General features: G+C 34.6%; 17 protein-coding genes and 1 pseudogene. 2 read left to right on the top strand and 16 right to left on the bottom strand.

Annotated features, from left to right (window positions below; translation table 11 throughout):
- Window positions 1-4 precede the first annotated feature (4 nt).
- Window positions 5-139, top strand: coding sequence for a hypothetical protein (locus MY490_RS22035; RefSeq protein ID WP_282439832.1), 135 nt, complete (start codon window positions 5-7; stop codon window positions 137-139).
- A 549-nt stretch (window positions 140-688) separates the two neighbouring features.
- Here the strand turns inward: MY490_RS22035 and MY490_RS01925 are convergent.
- The 5 genes from MY490_RS01925 to MY490_RS01905 all read right to left on the bottom strand — a co-directional run bounded on the left by MY490_RS01925 (window position 689) and on the right by MY490_RS01905 (window position 6684).
- Entirely contained in the window at window positions 689-2821 is a 2133-nt protein-coding gene (locus MY490_RS01925) for a sigma 54-interacting transcriptional regulator (RefSeq protein WP_248267745.1), read from the bottom strand.
- Between the two features lie 233 nt (window positions 2822-3054).
- The gene (locus MY490_RS01920) at window positions 3055-3303 is read right to left on the bottom strand and encodes a biotin/lipoyl attachment domain-containing protein (RefSeq protein WP_097973126.1); all 249 of its coding nucleotides are present in this window, start codon (window positions 3301-3303) and stop codon (window positions 3055-3057) included.
- Between the two features lie 122 nt (window positions 3304-3425).
- Complete coding sequence (locus tag MY490_RS01915; RefSeq protein ID WP_248267744.1) at window positions 3426-3710, bottom strand: SAV0927 family protein; 285 nt, start codon at window positions 3708-3710, stop codon at window positions 3426-3428.
- 21 nt (window positions 3711-3731) lie between these two features.
- Complete coding sequence (locus tag MY490_RS01910; RefSeq protein ID WP_248267743.1) at window positions 3732-5030, bottom strand: Glu/Leu/Phe/Val family dehydrogenase; 1299 nt, start codon at window positions 5028-5030, stop codon at window positions 3732-3734.
- Window positions 5031-5397: 367 nt separating this feature from the next.
- Window positions 5398-6684 (bottom strand): APC family permease, encoded by a 1287-nt coding sequence (locus MY490_RS01905; RefSeq protein WP_248269303.1) that lies wholly within the window; start codon window positions 6682-6684, stop codon window positions 5398-5400.
- A 572-nt stretch (window positions 6685-7256) separates the two neighbouring features.
- On the opposite strand from MY490_RS01905, the gene MY490_RS01900 reads away from it, so the two are divergent.
- Complete coding sequence (locus MY490_RS01900) at window positions 7257-8690, top strand: APC family permease (RefSeq protein ID WP_248267742.1); 1434 nt, start codon at window positions 7257-7259, stop codon at window positions 8688-8690.
- 66 nt (window positions 8691-8756) lie between these two features.
- Here MY490_RS01900 and MY490_RS01895 read toward each other — a convergent pair whose 3' ends face one another.
- From MY490_RS01895 to MY490_RS01845, 11 genes and pseudogenes are all read right to left on the bottom strand, one after another.
- The gene (locus MY490_RS01895) at window positions 8757-8924 is read right to left on the bottom strand and encodes a hypothetical protein (protein WP_248267741.1); all 168 of its coding nucleotides are present in this window, start codon (window positions 8922-8924) and stop codon (window positions 8757-8759) included.
- A 65-nt stretch (window positions 8925-8989) separates the two neighbouring features.
- Window positions 8990-9532, bottom strand: a pseudogene (locus MY490_RS01890) (family 1 glycosylhydrolase); the annotation flags it as partial.
- Window positions 9533-9645: 113 nt separating this feature from the next.
- A complete protein-coding gene (locus tag MY490_RS01885; RefSeq protein WP_248269302.1) occupies window positions 9646-11067 on the bottom strand; it encodes an amino acid permease in 1422 nt (473 codons plus the stop codon).
- Between the two features lie 184 nt (window positions 11068-11251).
- A complete protein-coding gene (locus MY490_RS01880) occupies window positions 11252-11530 on the bottom strand; it encodes a YokU family protein (RefSeq protein WP_248269301.1) in 279 nt (92 codons plus the stop codon).
- Window positions 11530-12960 carry a lysine 2,3-aminomutase gene (ablA, locus tag MY490_RS01875; RefSeq protein WP_248267740.1) on the bottom strand — a complete coding sequence of 477 codons (1431 nt, stop codon included), beginning with the start codon at window positions 12958-12960 and terminating at the stop codon, window positions 11530-11532. The genes MY490_RS01880 and ablA overlap by 1 nt, the downstream gene beginning before the upstream one ends.
- A gap of 253 nt (window positions 12961-13213) precedes the next feature.
- A complete protein-coding gene (locus MY490_RS01870) occupies window positions 13214-14602 on the bottom strand; it encodes a sigma-54 interaction domain-containing protein (protein ID WP_248267739.1) in 1389 nt (462 codons plus the stop codon).
- Window positions 14603-14667: 65 nt separating this feature from the next.
- Window positions 14668-15531, bottom strand: a complete 864-nt coding sequence (gene ablB / locus MY490_RS01865) for a putative beta-lysine N-acetyltransferase (RefSeq protein WP_248267738.1) — start codon at window positions 15529-15531, stop codon at window positions 14668-14670.
- Window positions 15509-16822, bottom strand: a complete 1314-nt coding sequence (locus MY490_RS01860; RefSeq protein WP_248267737.1) for a peptidase — start codon at window positions 16820-16822, stop codon at window positions 15509-15511. Before MY490_RS01860 ends, ablB begins: the two co-directional genes overlap by 23 nt.
- 14 nt (window positions 16823-16836) lie before the next feature.
- Window positions 16837-17499, bottom strand: coding sequence for a 3-oxoacid CoA-transferase subunit B (locus tag MY490_RS01855; RefSeq protein ID WP_069032693.1), 663 nt, complete (start codon window positions 17497-17499; stop codon window positions 16837-16839).
- Complete coding sequence (locus MY490_RS01850) at window positions 17484-18182, bottom strand: CoA transferase subunit A (RefSeq protein WP_248267736.1); 699 nt, start codon at window positions 18180-18182, stop codon at window positions 17484-17486. The genes MY490_RS01855 and MY490_RS01850 overlap by 16 nt, the downstream gene beginning before the upstream one ends.
- Window positions 18179-19513 (bottom strand): aspartate aminotransferase family protein, encoded by a 1335-nt coding sequence (locus MY490_RS01845; protein ID WP_248267735.1) that lies wholly within the window; start codon window positions 19511-19513, stop codon window positions 18179-18181. Before MY490_RS01845 ends, MY490_RS01850 begins: the two co-directional genes overlap by 4 nt.
- Window positions 19514-19654: the final 141 nt, after the last annotated feature.

Below are 19654 nucleotides of genomic sequence, written 5' to 3'. Positions count from 1 at the left end.
TATTATGTTGCTTGCAGGAACATGCATTGCAGTGGGACTCATCATCATATTCATGGCATTTAGTCTATCCAGAGATCAAGTTAGTATGACTGAAGTAATTGATAGTCATGTTGAAAATATAGGGGATTTAGAGAAATAAAAAAACGCACCCAGTGCGTTTTTTCAGAGTGTTAAAATATAAAGTCGTCAATAGGGAAAACGGACTTTATATGAACATTTAATAATGATAAAATTAGCATTTTTTGAATAGCTTTTAATGATTTTGATTTTAAATGTAAATGTGTTTGAGCAATTCCATTTTCCAATAATACTAGTAATGATTTTTTTAGAAGTTAAAAATATTATGGGCTATTTTTTAGTTTAATAATTTTTCGATATTAATTGATCTATAAGCTGATTAAATACAACAGTTAGATTACTCTAAGTAAAGGCTATTTGACTAGTATTTATTGCAGACTTTTTTTGATTGAATAAGTTGATTGGAACGGAGGGGTGATCGACTCCTATGGGATTAGCGGGAAGGCTGAGACCCCGCAGGCTCGCCGAGGAGGCTAAAGAATCTCGCCCCATGGAAAGCGAGCACCATGTAGTGGAAATCAACATCACTCTACTCCTTTTACGAAAATTTGATAATTTATTGACAAGGTAGTTTTTCAACAGCATAAAAAAACGCACCCAGTGCGTTTTTTTATTTAAATGACATAAAGTCACTATTCATATTCTTTTCATTCATTATTTTTTGATACTTACGACTAACCGATGACTGGCTAATGCCTAAAACCTGCGCAGCCTTCGTTGTTGTTTTATATTGCTTCATTGCAAGCACAATGAGTTGCTCCTCTACATAGTCAATCGCTTCTTGTAGAGGAATTACTTTATTAATAACTGGTTTAGATTTATTAAAATCATAGCTATTTGGTAAGAATTGATTAACATCCTCTGCATTAATAATTTGATCTTCAGCAGAAACGACTAATCTTTCTATGATGTTTTGAAGTTCTCTGACATTCCCTGGCCAGGAATAAAATTCCAATACGTTAATTGCATCTGGAGTAAGATGAAAACTCTTATTATACTTTTCATTTAATTGCTGTAAAAAATGGAAAGCTAATAATGAGATATCTTCAATTCTTTCTCTTAATGGTGGAATATTTAAAGGTATTACATTTAGTCGATAATACAAGTCCTCCCTAAATGTTCGTTCTTCAACCATTTTTTCTAATCTTTTATTTGTAGCTGCAATAATTTGCACATTTACTTTAATTGGCTTTGTACTTCCGACTGGAATTACTTCTTGTTCTTGAAGGACTCTAAGCAGTTTTACTTGTAAATGTAATGGCATTTCACCAATTTCATCTAAAAATAAAACGCCTTCATCTGCTTGCTTAAAATAGCCGTCCTTATTTTGATCTGCTCCTGTAAACGCTCCTTTAATATAACCAAAAAGCTCACTTTCCAGTAGATTTTCAGGTATTGCACCGCAGTTTAATTTTAAAAACGGTTTTGAAGAACGGTTTCCTAATTGATGAATAGCCTGTGCAATTACTTCCTTCCCTACACCAGACTCTCCATGCAGTAACACAGTGGAAGAAAAATCAGCAATTTTTTTCGCTTGATTAATGATTTGCTCCATTTTTGGGCTACAGTAAATCAGTTTTTTGACAAAACGATCCTTGCTCTTTATATCTTCAAGCTCCTTTTTATATTGCTCAGAAATCTTCTTCATTTCTTTTAATTCCGTTTTAAGTCGTGAAGTTTCTGTAATATCCCTAGAAGCAATAATAATACGTTCAATTTCCATATTCTCATCAAAAACTGGATTTCCTACCGCAAGTACTTTACGTCCATTAATTGTTTCTTGAACAATTGAGACTTTCTTCTTTTTTTCTAAAACTAGTTTTGTAACTGATGGCGTAAAAAGTCCTTGGTTTTCGAATTCTAAAATACTCTTTCCAAGTAGTTCTTTTAAATCTACATTCCAAAATCCAGGTATTATATTTTCACTGTAACGGATTAGCTCACCCTTGCGATTTACTACAAGTATTTCATCATAAATACTCGATAAAATGGCATTCAGATCTTTATTTAAATCTTTTACATATTCTATTTCGGAGGCCATTTCTTCAACCATTGGGAGATCTTGTACGACAATGACAACTCCTTCAACCTCGTTATCAACGAAAATTGGGCTATAATCAACAAGAACACCCATATCGTCACTAATTTGAATCTGATTAAGAATTGTTTTACCTGTCGCAAATACATTATCGACTTGTTCGCCGCTGAATATAGTTTCTGCTTTTGTATTAATTACTTTTTCTGATGTTGATTTAATCATTTTCAACCCAGCATCATTGCAATTTACAATAACTTTATTTTTATCTACTACAAATGTTCCCATCGGTATCGATGTTAAAATGCTCTTTAATAAATCTACACTTTTATTTTCTTGTTTAAAAAGCTCCGCTAATATATCTTCACGAAGTATGTAACCAATTGGCATTTCTTCCTCTTCTTTTACAATTGAGATTGGTTCACCAATAATTTGAAATAGTGTAGTTAATGAAATTTGCTCACTTAAGCGACTAACACTATTTATCGATTGAGAAGAACTAATAATCTTCGAGAATGCTATACTTCTCTTTTTATTACTACTTTGAGTAATATTATTTAATTGAACATAACCAACAATCTGGTTTTGCTTACGTAAGAATAAAAAGGGTTCATTTATATTGGATAAATCGATTTCATCATTTTCTTTAAATTGATCGATATCTATTGTGATGACTGGTCTTATTTGTTTCTCATTTATTGATAACATTACTTTCCCCCCTTATATCTATTCCATTATACATTCCTATTTTAGCAGAATTTTTAAATTTATCATAAAAATCTAAAATTATAATTTACTAATCTATTTAACACAAACAAAAAGAAAGGGCAGTCTCTTAAGTCTATTCGACCAGAGACACCCTTTATTTGTTAGAAAAGAGAACGAGTTCATTGAATCAAAGTTGTTATTTGTAGATCCTCAAAATCTTAATCACAATTTACTCAATCGCTAGCAGTAACAAACAAATCTTCTTTAACATAAGCAAGAACCATTCCAGGAACTATTTTGTCTCCATTTGAGACCTCCAATGAAACAACTTCACCACTTATTCCTTGATGAATAACTTTTGTAATTCCATCTGTAGTTTTAATAAAGAATAACGGCTCCCATTCATAAATTCTTGAATCTTTCTGAATAGCAGTCTCTTCAACTGTTCCATGGTAGTCACTGACAATGACTCCATAATACATAAAACTCACTCCTTTTTTTGCACATTAAAGAATGTATAGATTTGCAGCGAAGATAGTAATTCGCCTTTTTTTAGCCTTAAAGCTCGCCAATAAGGGAGTTTTCTTAAAAAATAATTCCTGTATTATAACTCACAGATATGTTTTGATGGCAAAACCATACTAAAGAAATTTTGAATTTCTAAAATATCCTCTTCAGCAATACCTAATTTAGGTGCCCAATATTGTTCAGAATGAATATCTTCTAAACATAATAATGCCATTTTACTAGATTGAATTGATGTAACCATTGATTTTCCATAAAAGTGGCTTGAAAAGCCAATTGATAAATCATATCGATTGTTCTGCGTTAATAGACAATAATGGTGTACAAGCTGTCTTTCCGTTGATTCAGAAATAATATCAATCATTCTAGATCTCTCCTTTTTATTTTAATATTTTACCCAACCTCTTAAGCGACAAGCTTCAGCGATTTTACGAATCCCTTCAATATAAGCTGCTATTTTCATGTTTACATTATATTTTTGTGATGTTTTATAAACTTTTAAAAAGCTATCTGTCATTTTTTCTTTTAATCTCTCATCTACAGTACTCTCAGTCCAATAATAACCTTGCATATTTTGACACCATTCAAAATAAGAAACAACAACTCCACCTGAGTTAGCTAAAATATCGGGAACGACTAAAATCTCTTTTTGATCAAGAATTTCTAGGGCTTCTTTAGTAGTCGGTCCATTCGCTGCTTCTACAACAATCTTGCATTTCAATTTATCCGCATTACGGTTATTAATAACACCACTTATTGCAGCTGGAATTAAGACATCACATTCTTTTTCTAATAACTCATGATTGGAAATTGCATTTTTAAATAAATTAGAAACAACTCCAAATGAATCGCGATTGTCTAATAGATATGGAATGTCTAAACCTTTTGGATCATAAATTGCTCCGAGTACATCTGAGACTCCAACAACCTTTGCCCCAGCTTCATGTAAGTATTGTGCTAAGTAACTACCAACATTTCCAAATCCTTGAATAATGACCTTCATATTTTTAATCTCGATTTTCTGTATTTCACTAATTAACTCGAGAGCATAAAATACTCCTTTTGATGTTGCCGTCTCACGACCTACTGAACCCCCTAAAGTTATAGGTTTACCAGTAATAAAGCTTGGTGAATCAAACTCTCTAATATGGTCATATTCATCTAGCATCCAAGCCATTACTTGTGCGTTTGTATACATATCAGGTGCTGGAATATCTTTAGTAGGTCCTACAATTTGGCTTACAGCTCTTACATAACCTCTACTTAATTTTTCTAGCTCATTCATACTTAATAGTCTTGGGTCACAAACAACCCCACCTTTTGCTCCCCCATAAGGTAAATCAGTAATACTACACTTTAAACTCATCCATCCAGCCAATGCTTTTACTTCCTCTGGCGTTACATCAGGATGAAATCTGATTCCCCCTTTAGTAGGTCCTAATGCATCATTATGTTGGGCTCGATACCCTTGAAATACTTTTGTCTCACCATTATCCATTTGAACGGGAATACTAAATTCTAAAAATCGCATTGGTGTTTTAAGGAAATCAAACACTTGACTCGGATAGTTCATTATTCCGATTGCTTCATTTAATGTTTCTCTAAACTCCTGAAGGGAATCATCTATTTCTACCTGTTCACTACTCTTTTCATTTTGTTCTACTTTCGTTAAATTTGAGCTCATTTTACACACCTCATAGTTATATTTTAAAAATTTAATAGCAATTCCTGTGCCAACTTGAATTCATATCATAACTCTGTGAAGTGATAAAATAGACAAAAGCTTATTAGTAAGGCAATTACAAGACTTTTATCTATTTTTTTGAACGATCCTTTTTATTGTTTTTTCCTTCAATAACCTAATTTGATCCTTTACTGAAAATATGATTGAATGCATGAATTATTCAATTTTGCATTAATCATTATTCAAAATTGAATTACTTAAAATCCATTATCAAGGAAAAGAGAAATGCGAATAGAATATTCCAGATTAGACACAAAAAAGTCACAAGGAGTAAATTTCCTTGTGACTTTTTTTCATTTTGAGTTTACTATACAGCAGCCTCTTCTTCATATTTAGGAGGGGCAATTTGGAATGCCTTCGTTAAGTAAATTAGATATAATAATCCAACGACAAACCAAACTGTTCCCATTATTAATGAGCTTTTTTCAATGTTGAACCATAGGATTGCTACGGATGCGGCTCCAATTAAAGGCAAAAGCAGGTAAGAACAGAATCCTTTGAATGATCTATGCTTTCCTCTAATGTAAAAATGGTTAATGACTGATAAATTAACAAAAGTAAATGCCATTAATGCTCCAAAGTTAATTAATGAAGTAGCTGTTACCAAGTTGAAAAAGATTGCTGATAATGAAATCACACCGACAAAAATTACGTTAAATGCTGGTGTTTTCCATTTTGGGTGAACAAATCCGAACCATTTATCTGGGAAAACTTTGTCACGCCCCATTACAAATAACAAACGTGAGACACTTGCATGTGACGCCAATGCAGAAGCAAGTGTGTTAATAAAAGTAATGCATAAGAAAATTGATTGAAATAATTTGCCACCTACATAGAGTGCAATCTCTGGAGATGCAGCATCTGGATGCTTAAATCTAGATATGTCCGGATAGTATAATTGAATGAAAAATGATGTAACCGTGAAGATAACTCCTCCCCACAGAGCTGTATAAAGAATTGCTTTAGGAATTGTTTTTGCAGGGTTTATTGCTTCTTCTGATAAAGTTGAAACAGCGTCGAATCCTAAAAATGAGAAGCAAAGAATTGTTGCACCGGTTACTAATGTACCAAAATGCATCCCTGCATTAAATAGTGGTTTTAGACTGAATCCACCATATCCTTCTCCATGATGTAATCCTTGAATAACTAGAATGATAAAGACAACCATAATCGCAAGTTGGACTAATACAAAGAAGGTATTGAAGTTCGCCAGCATATTTATACTTCTTAAGTTTAAGAAAGTAACTAGTCCTACAAACCCAACTACCCATATCCAGGTTGGAACATTTGGAAAAAGTGCGTTTAAGTATATTTTCGTTAATAAAGCATTTACCATAGGTAGGAACAAGTAATCTAGTAATGATGACCAGCCAACTAGAAAACCTAAGTGACCACTAATTGCCTTCTGGGTGTATGTGTATGCAGACCCAGCTTCAGGAAATACTCTTACTAACTTGCCGTAGCTAACAGCTGTAAATAACATTCCTATTAGAGCTACTATATATGCACTTGGTACGTGACCATTAGTTACATCAGAGACAATTCCAAATGTGTCGAAAACAACCATAGGGGTCATATAGGCTAACCCCATCATAACTACTTGCCATAACTTTAAGGATCTTTTTAACTGTGTTTTATTTTCCACCTATCATATCCCCTTCGTTTTTTAAATTAAGCGCTTACACCGAAATTACTACTTCCTTATAATTCTTACTTATCCGACAGAAACCTCCTTTTTTTGAATATTTAAATAAGTCTTTTTTTAGAACTGCAAGTTTTATGCCAAATTATTAATTTTTTGTAAACGTTATAAAGAACAGCTACTATTGCTTTGAAATTATTAAGTATTAATCGAAAAAACGAAATTCCTTTCACTAGTATCTACTTTTATGATCAGTCTGGTTGTTATTCAGTACTGCATACATTATTCAAGACCACATAAGATTTACTTCTCTTTTTATACGAAACTCGAAAATTACTAATATCTTTTAGACTGGCACGGAAGTTGCATTATTAACGGTAAACGATCATTCTGCCCAATTTTAGGTACAAGATTAATAGGTAGATCTTTTACCGGATTGATAATAAAACTTTTGGTTAATCTAATTGGACTAACTATGAGTTTAATTATAAGAAAATTCTGTAAATATATGGAGGAGATGATTTATGAGTAAACAAGGTATTGATTCAGATGCTTTACAATCGTTTAACTACAAACAGGAATTACAGCGATCATTAAAATTTTTCAGTTCATTTGCAGTTGCATTCTCGTTTATCTCAATTACAACTGGTATTTTTAGCTCTTATAGTCTTGCTTTAGGAGCAGCCGGACCTGCTGGAATTTGGACATGGCCATTTGTCATGGTGGGACATTTACTTGTAGCCTTAATATTTGCAGACTTATCGAGCAAAATTCCTTTAAGTGGCTATGTATACCAATGGGTTAGCCGTTTAACGAATCGGGGATTTGGTTGGTTTACAGGTTGGGCAGCGTTATGTTACTTAATTATTGTTGTTCCTACTGTTGATTATGGTGTAGCACCAATTTTTCTTGATTTAATTGGTATTAAGAGTACTACTACAGTTCTTACAACCGTTGTATTAATTACAATCGTTATCCAAGCATTATTAAATATTTACGGAGTAAGGATTGCTACAATTATTAATAATTCAGCTGTCTATACAGAAGTAATCGGATTTATTGGTATTATTATTATTTTAAGCTTTGTCTTATTTTTTAAAGGGGCAGATTTTTCATTATTAACTTACACTGCTCACAAGGTTGGTTCAAATGGAAGCTATTTAACAGCATTTGTACTATCAGTCGTAATGGGATCTTATACATTAGTAGGCTTTGAAGCTGCGGCAAATTTAGCAGAAGAAACAGTGGATGCTAATAAAACCGTACCTAAGGCAATCGTTTACTCAATGTTACTTGCAGGTATAATTGGATTTGTTTTCTTAATCATTGTTACTTCAGGAATTAAAGATATTAATAGTATCATGGCTTCTACATCCCCTATTTCTGATATTTTACAATCACGTTTGGGCACTGCGGTTGCTGACTTCTTCCTTGCATTAGTGATCGTGTCAATTTTTGCTTGCGGATTAATTATTATGGCTTCTGCTTCACGACTTATTTATGCCCTTTCAAGAGACAATGTGTTTTTTGCTTCAAATGTATTTAAAAAGGTAGATAAAAAACATAATGTACCGTACAATGCGATCATTTTAGTTTCTGTATTAGGCATTATTGCCGTATTCTATTTTGGGAAGCTATCTTTATTAATAGGTACTTCTGCTGCTCTTCCGGCCATAATTTACTTAATTACTGTAATCGCATATGCTACTAAAATTAAGACCTTACCGGATACAGATGGTTTTAAGTTAGGAAAGTGGCGACTACCTGTTACCATTCTTGCGATTATTTGGTTAGTATTTGAAGTTGGTATTTTAACAATCCCTAAAGATTTCATACCAACTACTAAAGTAATCCTTTACTTATTTCTTGCTGGAATCGTTATTTACTGGGCTCTATTCAGGTCTAGAATACAGGAAGGGAAAATTGGTATTAATTTAGAGAAGGATTTAGATATGTAAAAGAAAAATAAGCCGATGCTCCCCTATATTAGAGGAGATCGGCTTTTTATTAATTTAAAAAATAGATTAGTATTCTAGCTTCCACATATATCTTCTTTTTGTTAACGGATGATTTCTAACTTTAGCTAGTTGCTCCGCATACACTCGTAAAACACCTGAAATTAAAATTGGATTGAAGTAATCTACTACTTCTTTTGCGATGACAGAACCTAAACCAAAATCTTTTGCGTCCACCACAGTCGTTTTAGCTTCGAATCGATTTAAGAAATCAAGCGCACGAGAATTTCTTATATCTTTAATTAATCAAGTTGTTCCCCATTAGTTTGAATAACATTTTGGTACCAATAAAATGATTTTTTCTTTTTGCGTTCTAAAGTTCCGCTTCCATCATCTTGTTTGTCTACATAAATAAAGCCGTAGCGTTTAGACATTTCACCTGTAGACGGACTTACTAAGTCAATGCATCCCCATGGAGTGTAACCCATCAGTTCGACACCATCCTCGATTGCTTCACCAATTGCCTCAATATGACTACGTAGGTAATTAATACGGTAATCATCATTAATCGAACCATCTTCTTCAATTTGATCGTATGCTCCAAGGCCATTTTCTACGATGAATAGTGGTTTTTGGTAGTGGTCATATAATTGATTTAATCCAATGCGAAGACCAGTTGGATCGATTCCCCATCCCCAATCACTTTCTTTTAAAAATGGATTTTTAACGCCACCAACTAAATTACCTTGGCTACTTTCTTCGTTCGTTTTATGTTTTTTCTCAGTGCGTGACATATAGTAGCTTAGCGAAATGAAATCAACTTTTCCTTCCTTAATGATTTCTAACTAAAGGATACCGATTTTTCAGATAAAAAAAGAGATGCTAATTCTAATACGAATTACATCCCTAAACAATTACTATTTTAATTAAAAACGATAAAAAAATATGTCTTTCTCGCTCAATTCTCCAAATCGCACTCATTAAGCTGAACAATTTTTGTTCTTTTTATTAGTTTATAGCCAATCCATAAAATAAGAAATAATGGCAACCCTATATATGAAACAAGTACACCATTCCAGTCAATTGTTTTGCCCATAAATGCTGAATAGTTTTGGCCAAGAATTACAACCCCACATAGTACAAAAGCAAATATTGGTCCGAATGGGAACCATTTTGCTTTATACGGTAGGTCATTTAAATCCTTCCCTTGTGCTACGTAGGCTTTGCGGAATCGATAATGACAAATTGCAATGCCAAGCCATGCAATAAAACCAGACATACCTGAAGCATTCAGTAACCAAATGTAAACAACTCCGTCACCATATAGAGAAGCTAAAAAAGCTAATGTACCGACTGCCGCTGTAATCATTAATGCATTAACTGGTACACCTCTTTTATTTAACCTACCTAATGCCTTTGGAGCTTTTCCTTGGCGAGCCATGTCCCACAGCATTCGAGCTGAAGCATACATTCCTGAATTTCCAGCTGATAAAACCGCTGTTAAGATAACTGCATTCATTACAGATGCTGCAAATGCAATGCCAGCTTTATCAAATACTAGCGTAAATGGACTAACAGCTACATCTCCACTTGCTAGATTATGATTTGTATATGGTATTAGTAAACCTATTACAAATACAGATAATACGTAAAATAGTAAAATACGCCAAAATATTTGGCGAGCCGCACGAGGAATATTTCGCTCTGGCTCCTCACTTTCTCCAGCTGCTACCCCTAATAACTCGGTACCTTGGAAAGAAAATCCAGCTGCCATAAAAATTCCAAGTGTCGCCATGAATCCTCCATGAAAAGGAGCGTCACCAACTGTAAAGTTTTTAAACCCTACTGCTTCTCCGCCGATAATTCCAAAAATCATTAAAAATCCCGATATTAAAAAAATGATTACTGTAACAACTTTTATAATAGAAAACCAGTATTCAGATTCCCCAAACCCTTTAACAGACAGATAGTTTAAAAGAAAGATAATCGCTAAAAATAATGAACTCCATAAGAGTGAGGATGTATGTGGTAACCAGAATTTCATAACCATTGTAACGGCAGCTAATTCAGCTGCTATCGTAATTGCCCAGTTATACCAGTAATTCCAGCCAAGTGCAAAACCAAGTGCAGGATCGACGAATTTTGTTGCGTATGTACTAAAAGATCCGGCAACTGGCATATATGTAGCCATCTCAGCAAGGCTTGTCATTAAAAAGTACACCATTATTCCAATCGCTATATAAGCTGCGAGAACACCACCTGGTCCTGCAGTATGGATTGCACCACCACTTGCCAAAAATAGACCTGTTCCAATTGTTCCTCCGAGTGAAATCATTGTAATATGGCGTGGTTTTAATCCACGCTTTAGCTCTTGAGGCATAGATGGAATATGGTTCTTAGAATCATTGACTGTTATTGTAGTTACCGTATTTTTCATTAAAATACTCCTTTTCAGTCGTTTTTTTGTATTCTAAATTTTCTAATTTTTTTAAACACCCATCAGCAGGATTAGGAAAAGTTTGAACAGTAGAGAAAATGAGAAGCGAATAGTCGCTTCTCATTTCTTATTTGGAAAAGTCAAAGTAATTCCTCTTTAATAATCTTTGTTGCTCGATTAACCCATTATATGAAGTTGTTTTACCAAGTAATTTAGTGTCGATTAAGTATAATTGCTCTTCAATTGCACTAACCGTATCATCTGTTTGATATGTTATTTTACAATCTAAGCAAATGATACATGGTGTTTCTTTAATCTCAATTGCCTTCGTACCATCAGGAAGTTCCCAGTAGACCGTATTTGTTGATTCAACTATGTTAGCTGATTCACACCACTGACATTTCATCATTCAGTGTCTCCTTGCGCACTTCCTACTAGCTTTTCACTAACTTGGATTTTTGTAAGCTGTGCTTGGAATTTCTTCTCTTTTAATTCGTCGCGTTTATCCCGCTTATCTTTCAAAGAAGCATGCTCTGGGTTTGTTGCATATGTTTTACGAACTTCCATACGTTGTAAACCTTCTGGTACAAGATTGAATTTTGTTTCATTCATTAATCCCGCGATTCCTGCATTAGAACGTTTTTCTTCCATATTAGGATAAATTTCTTTAAAGTACGCTTCTGCTCTACCTGGTACGTAATTTTGTGGTTCTGGATAAGTAGTTATTACACCTTCAAAATTACGAAGAACAACTTTATCAGCACTTTGCGAAATTAAGTAATTTGGTTGAAGAGAAATTTTTCCTCCTCCACCCGGTGCGTCTACTACAAATGTTGGTACTGCATATCCAGAAGTATGGCCGCGTAATCCTTCCATAATTTCTAAACCTTTTGAAACAGGTGCACGGAAGTGACCAATTCCTTCTGATAAATCACATTGATAAATATAATATGGACGAACACGAATTTTAACTAAATCATGCATTAGCTTTTTCATAATTGGTACACTGTCGTTAATTCCAGCTAAGATTACGGCTTGGTTTCCTAATGGTACACCTGCATTTGCAAGCATTTCACAAGCTCGTTTCGATTCCTCTGTAATTTCAATTGAAGTATTAAAGTGAGTATTTAACCAAACTGGATGATATTTTTTTAAGATATTACAAAGATTTTCAGTAATACGTTGTGGGAATACTACAGGTGCCCTTGTACCAATACGGATAATTTCCACATGTGGAATTTCACGTAAATTTTTTAAAATATACTCTAAAATATTATCGTTAATTAAAAGACCGTCTCCCCCTGAAATAAGTACATCTCGTACTTGAGGATTTTTGCTAATGTAATTAATAGCAGCATCAAGCTGTTTCTTTGGCACTCCCATTCCAATTTGTCCTGAGAAGCGACGTCTAGTACAGTAACGACAGTACATTGAGCATTGATTTGTTACTAAAAAAAGGACACGATCTGGATAACGATGTGTTAAACCTGGTACAGGAGAATCTTCATCCTCATGAAGAGGGTCCTCTAAATCATACTTAGTTTTATGAATCTCCGCAGAGATCGGAACTGATTGCATACGAACTGGACAACGTGGGTCATCCGGATTCATTAACGATGCATAATATGGGGTAATGTTTAGTGGAATTGTTTTTGTCGCAATTCGTACCCCATCTTCTTCGTCTGGCGTGAGGTTAATTACTTGCTTTAACTCATCCAATGATTTGATGGTGTTTGTAAGTTGCCAAACCCAATCATTCCATTGTTCATCTGTTACATCTTTCCATAATTCAATTTCTTTCCAATGTCTTTGTGGAGCATAGACTGCATTTACCATACTTACATCCCCTTTCAAACTGTTTGTATTAATATATAGCAAGAGCCGTGCCAAAAATTTACAAATATTTAATAAAAACGCCACAAATATAGAAAATTCAAACTATTCAGCCTGTTTTTTTATTTTTTAAAGTTAAAATCTTAAGTTGGTATCTTACCAAGATGAATCCAAAATAATAAAACCGCCTAAAATTAGGCGGCTTGGCTATTAAATGAAGTGCTAAAACTAGTTTTTTAGAAGTTTAAAAAGTAGTTTATACTACGATATTTAACTTTTGAATCTTATATTGAAGAGTTTGCCTAGGTATTTCAAGTAGCGCTGCAGCTTGTTGAATATTAGAATTCGTTTGTAGCAATGCTTGTTTAATAAGTGAAATTTCCATCTCCTGCATTGCAGTACGTAAAGGCTGAACTCCTTTTGTTTCAGTACTTTTCTTAATATGTTGTAGTTGAATTGGAAGATGTTTAACCGTAAGAGTATGCCCTTCTGCCATAATCATAGCATGCTCAATCGTATGCTTTAATTCTCGAACATTACCAGGCCAATTATATTGGTGGAATAACTCAAATACAGTATGTTCTACATTTCGAATATTCTTTGAGAAGCGTTCATTAAATTGCTCAACAAAAAAAGATGTGAGCAGCTCGATATCATAATTCCTTTCTCTTAACGGAGGTATGAACAATGAAAACACATTCAAACGATAATACAAATCCGGTCGCATAATACCGTTTTGAACGCAATCTAAAGGTGATTCATTAATCGCAGCGATTACTCTTACATTAACTTTACGAGTTTTTTGATCACCTATCCGGCGAACAACTCCATCCTCTAGTACTCTCAGTAGCTTAGCTTGGAGCTCTAATGGCATTGAATTTAGTTCATCTAAAAACAAGCTTCCACCATCAGCAAGTTCAAATAACCCTGCTCGATCTATCGCTCCCGTATAACTACCCTTTGTCGTACCAAATAGTATACTTTCCAATAATGATTCTGGTAAAGCAGCACAGTTTTGAGCAATAAAAGGGCCTTCACTTCTATTTGAACTATGATGAATTGACTGTACAAAAAGTTCTTTACCAGTTCCAGTTTCACCAACTACCAGTACTGCAGAGTCTGCATTTGCTACCTTTCCAACTTGATTTTTTACGGCTATTAAAGCAGGATCATCCGTTAATATATCTGAGATCGTATATGAGTGAACTTGTTTAGCTTTTCCTTTTTTCACTTGCGGTTTAATCCTCGCTTGTAAGTCTAAAACCTTCTCACCGAGCGACTTAATTGTAGAATAATCCTTTGCAATTTCTACAGCACCGATCAATTGATCATCCAAAATAATCGGAATTGTCGTGTTAACTGTATCAATAAATTGACCTTTAATATTTTCATAGCGTTGAGGCTGTTGAATAATCGCTTGCTTTGTTTCTAGTACTTTCAATAAGGTACTTGTTTCTTTCGTTAAAGAAGGGAAAGCTTCTAGTACATGCTTTCCCAGAACCTCTTCAACTGAAACACCGTCATGGTCAGCCGCAACTTGATTATAAAATATAGTCATTCCATTTTTGTCGACTGCGTGAATTGATTCATCGATACTATTTAATATGGCACTAATCATTTCATTAGTTGGAATTGTTGCGTTCATTTCATAACCATCCTTTCACTGCCGAAAACTTGGCAATTCTGCGCTCACTTTTCGGCAGCTTGACATTAAAAGACTACTTTTGAAAGATCCTTTACCCATACGTTCATATCTTCTAATTTATCAAAGATATAGCAGTTGTTTGTCATTCTTCCAGTATACTGATACCCTAATTGATGAAAGGCTGCATTCATTCCATATGATAATGATCGCGCTATCGTATAAGAGCAATAAACTGATTGGCTTACTAAATCCTGTTCCAACTTCTTCATTAGCTCCTTCATCAATCCATGCTTACGATGTTCCTCAAGTGTTGCACAATTTGTTAGCTCGGCATTTCTTTGACCGAAGTCCACTTCAGCAGATGCTGCACTTACAATATTTCCATCTTTCTCATAAATCCAATAAATAGTCCCTTCATCCATCGTCTTTTCAACATAAGCGGATTCATTTAAAGGTGTAGGATATACTTTAAAAACTTGACCATATAATTTAGCAAGTTTAGTTGAGTCATTTTTTTCTGCTCTTCGTAAAACATATTCATCAGGAATTACTTTTTCTTTTGATCGATCACTTTTTAAAACAGCATCTAAAATATCATCTGCAGCGGCCCAATAAAGACTGTTTCTTCTATCCTGGCTAGCATATTTCGTAACAAAAAAACCATCACTACCTTGAAAATAGCCTTTCAGTGCTGATTCAATCATATATCCTGATTGTAAGAAGGAATATAAATGTTCACTTCTTGCTTTAATGATTAGCTTAGTAAATTTGTATTCTTTTGCTAGTTTTTCTATTCTCTCAATTAGTAGTGATGCATTCCCTAAGTAAAAATCAACACGAATTCGCTCATTAAAATAATCTAAAGCACCTTCAAAATAATAGTTTTCTTGTTGAACTTTAATTGTTTCATAATACTTTTTCGTTTTCATATGCTCCCTCACCTTCATGTTGTTGGCCCTCAACTCCACACCAGTCAATTAATGTACAGGCAATGATTTCTGCAGCTAAAAACATTTGATCTAAATCAATAAATTCATCTGGGTAGTGAGCTACTTTTGTCTCCCCAGGTCCAAAAACAATCATAGGAATATTTAAAATTTGTGTAAATAATCCTCCATCAGTTCCCCATGGTGCAGCTTCAACTACTGGGTTTTGTTTCGTTGTTTCAAGATAGTTTCGTTGCAAAGTTTGCACTAATTCACTATCAGCTTCAACAGTACCTGGAACCCACCTTGCTCCAAACCACTCTACTTCTACAGGATTTTCTACAAACCAATCATCAAGATTTTTTATATTATCAATCCAATTCTCAAATTCTATTTTCGCATCTTCTAATCTTTCATTTGGCGCAACTCCGAATCTTCCTTCTAAAGTCACTAGATCAGATACAGAAGATGGCCATGTTCCACCATGAATTGTTCCAATATTAATTGGAATCGGAATTGGTACTCCATCATATAACGGATCAGCTATTCGTTCATTTCGTAATTGCTCAAGTTTTTGGATTTGTTGAATGATGAGTACACTTTTTTCGATAGCGCTTACACCTTCGTAACGAGTACCACCATGAGCTACCTTACCTTTTACATTAAGACGGAACCACATTGATCCTTGCTGCTTAATGAAAAACTTCATATTTGTTGGTTCAGGAATAATAACACCATCAGCTGTATAGCCTCGCAAAATTGTAGCAAGTGTACCAGCACCACCACTCTCTTCCTCAATTACACTTTGAAAATAAACATCACCTTTTAGTGTAATTCCACTTCGTTTTATTGCTTCAATCGCTAAAATTAGCGCAACATTTCCGCCTTTCATATCAGTAGCACCACGCCCATAAAGCTTATTATCTACAACGGTTGCACTGTAAGGAGGGTACGTCCATTGTTGAATATTCCCTTCTGGAACAACATCTATATGTCCATTTAAGATCATGGACTTTCCTCCGCTCGTTCCTTTAAGCGTAGCGACAATATTAGGACTACCAGTAAAACTGTCTCTTGTTGAAATAAAATAAGGATGCTCTTTCATTTCTTTTAGATCTGGTTCCCATACGTCTAAATCCAATTCAAGCTCTCTTAGTTTTTCAAGGACAATTGCTTGTGCCTTACTCTCATTACTAGACACACTATTTTCCATTACTAACTGTTTAAGAAGATCAATTGTTTTATCTTTGTGATTGCTTATATAATCTTGAATAACTTTTTTGTAATGACTCATCCTCTTCCCCTTTTCTATATAAACATTTTTAAATCTGTACTAATTTCTAGTTTTGCACCAGTTTTTTCAATTACATCCTCTACAGTATATGGACTCATTAGTTCTTTAAGCACTAAAGTATCATCGACTACTTCAATGACAGCCATTTCCGTAATAATTAAATCAACACAAGATTTTGAAGTTAACGGCAAACTACATTCTTTCACAATTTTTGGATTCCCAGCTTTATCGGTATGATTCATAACGACTATTACTCTTTTAGCTTTTTGAGCTAAATCCATCGCCCCACCTATTCCCGGTACACGCTTTCCAGGTACAATCCAATTTGCTAAATCCCCTTTTTCACTAACTTGTAATGCCCCTAGAACCGTTAAATCTAGTAAACCTCTTCGTATAATGCCAAAAGCAGTAGCACTATCAAAATAGCTAGAACCTTTTAAAACAGTTATTGGAAAACCACCTGCATTACATAAATTTTCATCTTCTTTCCCTTTTTCGGGACTTGGTCCAATTCCCATAACGCCATTTTCCGCGTGGAACATAACATGTACATCTTCCGGTAAATAATCAGGAACAATGGATGGAATTCCAATCCCTAAATTTACAATCATTCCGTTTTTTATTTCCTTAGCAGCTCGCATTGCAATTTTTTGACGAAAGTCTATTCCCATGCCCATTTCCAGTTCACTCCTTCTGATGAAATTATGTAATCAACAAATACACCTGGAGTTACGATTTCCTCAGGATTCAACGAGCCAAGTGGAACAATTTCTTCCGCTTCTACAATCGTAATATCTCCTGCCATAGCCATATGAGGATTCATATTCCTTGCACTCTTGTCAAAAACCAAATTTCCAAATGGATCAGCTTTCTTTGCAAAAATAATACTGACTTCTGCTTTAAGAGCTTCTTCAACTAGAAATTGTTTACCTTTTACAGATACTTTCTCTTTACCGTTTTCTGCCATACTATCAAGACCTACATCTACTAATACTCCCCCAAGCCCCATCCCTCCAGCTCGGATACGCTCTGCTAACGTACCTTGCGGAGAAAATTCTACTTTGAGTTTTCCTTCCGTCATTAGTTTTCCTGCAAACGGATTCGACCCTATATGAGATGTCACAATTGACTTGATCCTTTCATTCCTTACCATCCTTCCGATACCAATGTCTGGAAATCCAGTATCATTACAAATCAAGTTAAGATCCTTAACCCCACTATCAAATAATGCTTGAAGTAAAGTTGGCGGTGAACCGACTCCTCCAAATCCTCCAACCATTAGTGTCATGTCGTCATGAAAAAATTGAAGAATTTGTTCCATTGTTGCTATTTTTTTATAAGTATTTTCAACTAAATTCATACGATTTCCCCCTTAGCTGTATAAGTTAGATGGGATTGTTCCATTTCTAATTCTTTTAAACCCTCTGTAAGAATTTGAAGCAATTCATCCAGTTCTCCATATGTAATCGTTAAAGGTGGAGCAATCATGAAAGCTGAGTCTTCTTTTCCGTTTTTTCCAGCAACAGAAGGGTATAATAGTAAACCCTTACCCATTACTTTTTGAATAAAGGAACTTGATTTAATATCATTAATAAATTCAATACCAATTAATAAACCTTTTCCTCTAACATCTCCTATGAATGGAAATTTCTCTTTTAATCCTTGGAGCTTATTCAACATATAATTACCTTTTTCTTCTGCGGCTTGTACTAAATTATGTTTTTCAACATACTCAATAACGGCTAACGAAACAGCAGCTGATAGTGGGTTGGCACTAAAAGTATGTCCACTCATTACAAGCTTTGATCCTTGCATAATTGGTTCAATAACTCGATCGCTAGCAATCGTTGCAGCCATAGGTGTATAGCCAGATGTTAATCCTTTTCCAAGCGTAATGATATCTGGCTGAACACCCCAATGCTCCATTGCAAACATTTTTCCAGTACGTCCAAGGCCAGTCATAACCTCGTCTGCAATCAGTAAAATATCGTACTTTTCACAAATGGCTTTAATTCTTTGGTAATAACCATTAGATGGTACAATTGCACCGCCTGCAGCACCGATAATTGGTTCGGCAATAAAGGCTGCAATATGTTCAGAGCCAATTCGATCAATAGCTGTTTCTAATTCAGATGCACACGCTAAATCACAAGATGGGTGTTCTAAGTTGAAAGGACAACGATAGCAATATGGTGGTGAAACTGAAGGGTAATCCTCCAAGATTGGTACAAAACGTTGACGTCTTAAAGGGTGACCAGACATAGATAGTGCTCCGATTGTTATGCCATGGTAGCTCATCCAACGTGAGAGGATTTTATTCTTCCCCTTCATTCCCTTTTCTTGGTAATGCTGTATCGCTAGTTTCATAGCAGTTTCCGTTGCTTCAGTACCACTATTAACAAAGAACGTCCAATTTAAATCACCTTGAGTGATCTCACTCAGCTTTTTTGCTAGCTTCTCAGCAGGTTCACTAGTAAACTGTGAACGATAAACAAAAGAAACTTGTTTTGCTTGTTCAGTCATAACATCAATGATTTCTTCAACCCCATGTCCAATTCCTACAGTAATTGCACCAGATGAACCATCAATGTACCTATTACCATCTTTATCAAATAGGTACACACCCTTTCCATGAGAAATCATAGGGTAATGCTGGCCAAGTAATGGTTTAATCAAATAATCTCTTTCCATTTTTTATCCCCACCCTTCCTTATATAAAACGAAAAAAGCCACACTACTAAATATTGGAAATTTAAATAGAGGGTATTTTTAGTATTCTTGCTTTCTGAGATACTTCCTTTTTATTTTTTTACACTTAATCTATGTATTCAA

The sequence above is a fragment of the Gottfriedia acidiceleris genome (genome assembly GCF_023115465.1).
GTDB lineage: Bacteria > Bacillota > Bacilli > Bacillales > Bacillaceae_G > Gottfriedia > Gottfriedia acidiceleris_B.
Note: the sequence above shows the minus strand (reverse complement) of the source record. Positions and strands in the feature narration are given on the sequence as shown.

Excerpts from the sequence above, each read along its gene's own strand:
- MY490_RS01925 (WP_248267745.1), bottom strand. The coding sequence starts at position 2,821 with ATGTTATCAATAAATGAGAAACAAATAAGACCAGTCATCACAATAGAT.
- MY490_RS01900 (WP_248267742.1), top strand. The coding sequence starts at position 7,257 with ATGAGTAAACAAGGTATTGATTCAGATGCTTTACAATCGTTTAACTAC.
- MY490_RS01855 (WP_069032693.1), bottom strand. The coding sequence starts at position 17,499 with ATGGGCATGGGAATAGACTTTCGTCAAAAAATTGCAATGCGAGCTGCT.
- MY490_RS01910 (WP_248267743.1), bottom strand. The coding sequence starts at position 5,030 with ATGAGCTCAAATTTAACGAAAGTAGAACAAAATGAAAAGAGTAGTGAA.
- MY490_RS01885 (WP_248269302.1), bottom strand. The coding sequence starts at position 11,067 with ATGCCTCAAGAGCTAAAGCGTGGATTAAAACCACGCCATATTACAATG.
- MY490_RS01845 (WP_248267735.1), bottom strand. The coding sequence starts at position 19,513 with ATGGAAAGAGATTATTTGATTAAACCATTACTTGGCCAGCATTACCCT.
- MY490_RS01880 (WP_248269301.1), bottom strand. The coding sequence starts at position 11,530 with ATGAAATGTCAGTGGTGTGAATCAGCTAACATAGTTGAATCAACAAAT.
- MY490_RS22035 (WP_282439832.1), top strand. The coding sequence starts at position 5 with ATGTTGCTTGCAGGAACATGCATTGCAGTGGGACTCATCATCATATTC.
- MY490_RS01860 (WP_248267737.1), bottom strand. The coding sequence starts at position 16,822 with ATGAGTCATTACAAAAAAGTTATTCAAGATTATATAAGCAATCACAAA.
- MY490_RS01905 (WP_248269303.1), bottom strand. The coding sequence starts at position 6,684 with ATGATGGGGTTAGCCTATATGACCCCTATGGTTGTTTTCGACACATTT.
- MY490_RS01850 (WP_248267736.1), bottom strand. The coding sequence starts at position 18,182 with ATGAATTTAGTTGAAAATACTTATAAAAAAATAGCAACAATGGAACAA.
- MY490_RS01915 (WP_248267744.1), bottom strand. The coding sequence starts at position 3,710 with ATGATTGATATTATTTCTGAATCAACGGAAAGACAGCTTGTACACCAT.
- MY490_RS01870 (WP_248267739.1), bottom strand. The coding sequence starts at position 14,602 with ATGAACGCAACAATTCCAACTAATGAAATGATTAGTGCCATATTAAAT.
- MY490_RS01920 (WP_097973126.1), bottom strand. The coding sequence starts at position 3,303 with ATGTATTATGGAGTCATTGTCAGTGACTACCATGGAACAGTTGAAGAG.
- ablA (WP_248267740.1), bottom strand. The coding sequence starts at position 12,960 with ATGGTAAATGCAGTCTATGCTCCACAAAGACATTGGAAAGAAATTGAA.
- ablB (WP_248267738.1), bottom strand. The coding sequence starts at position 15,531 with ATGAAAACGAAAAAGTATTATGAAACAATTAAAGTTCAACAAGAAAAC.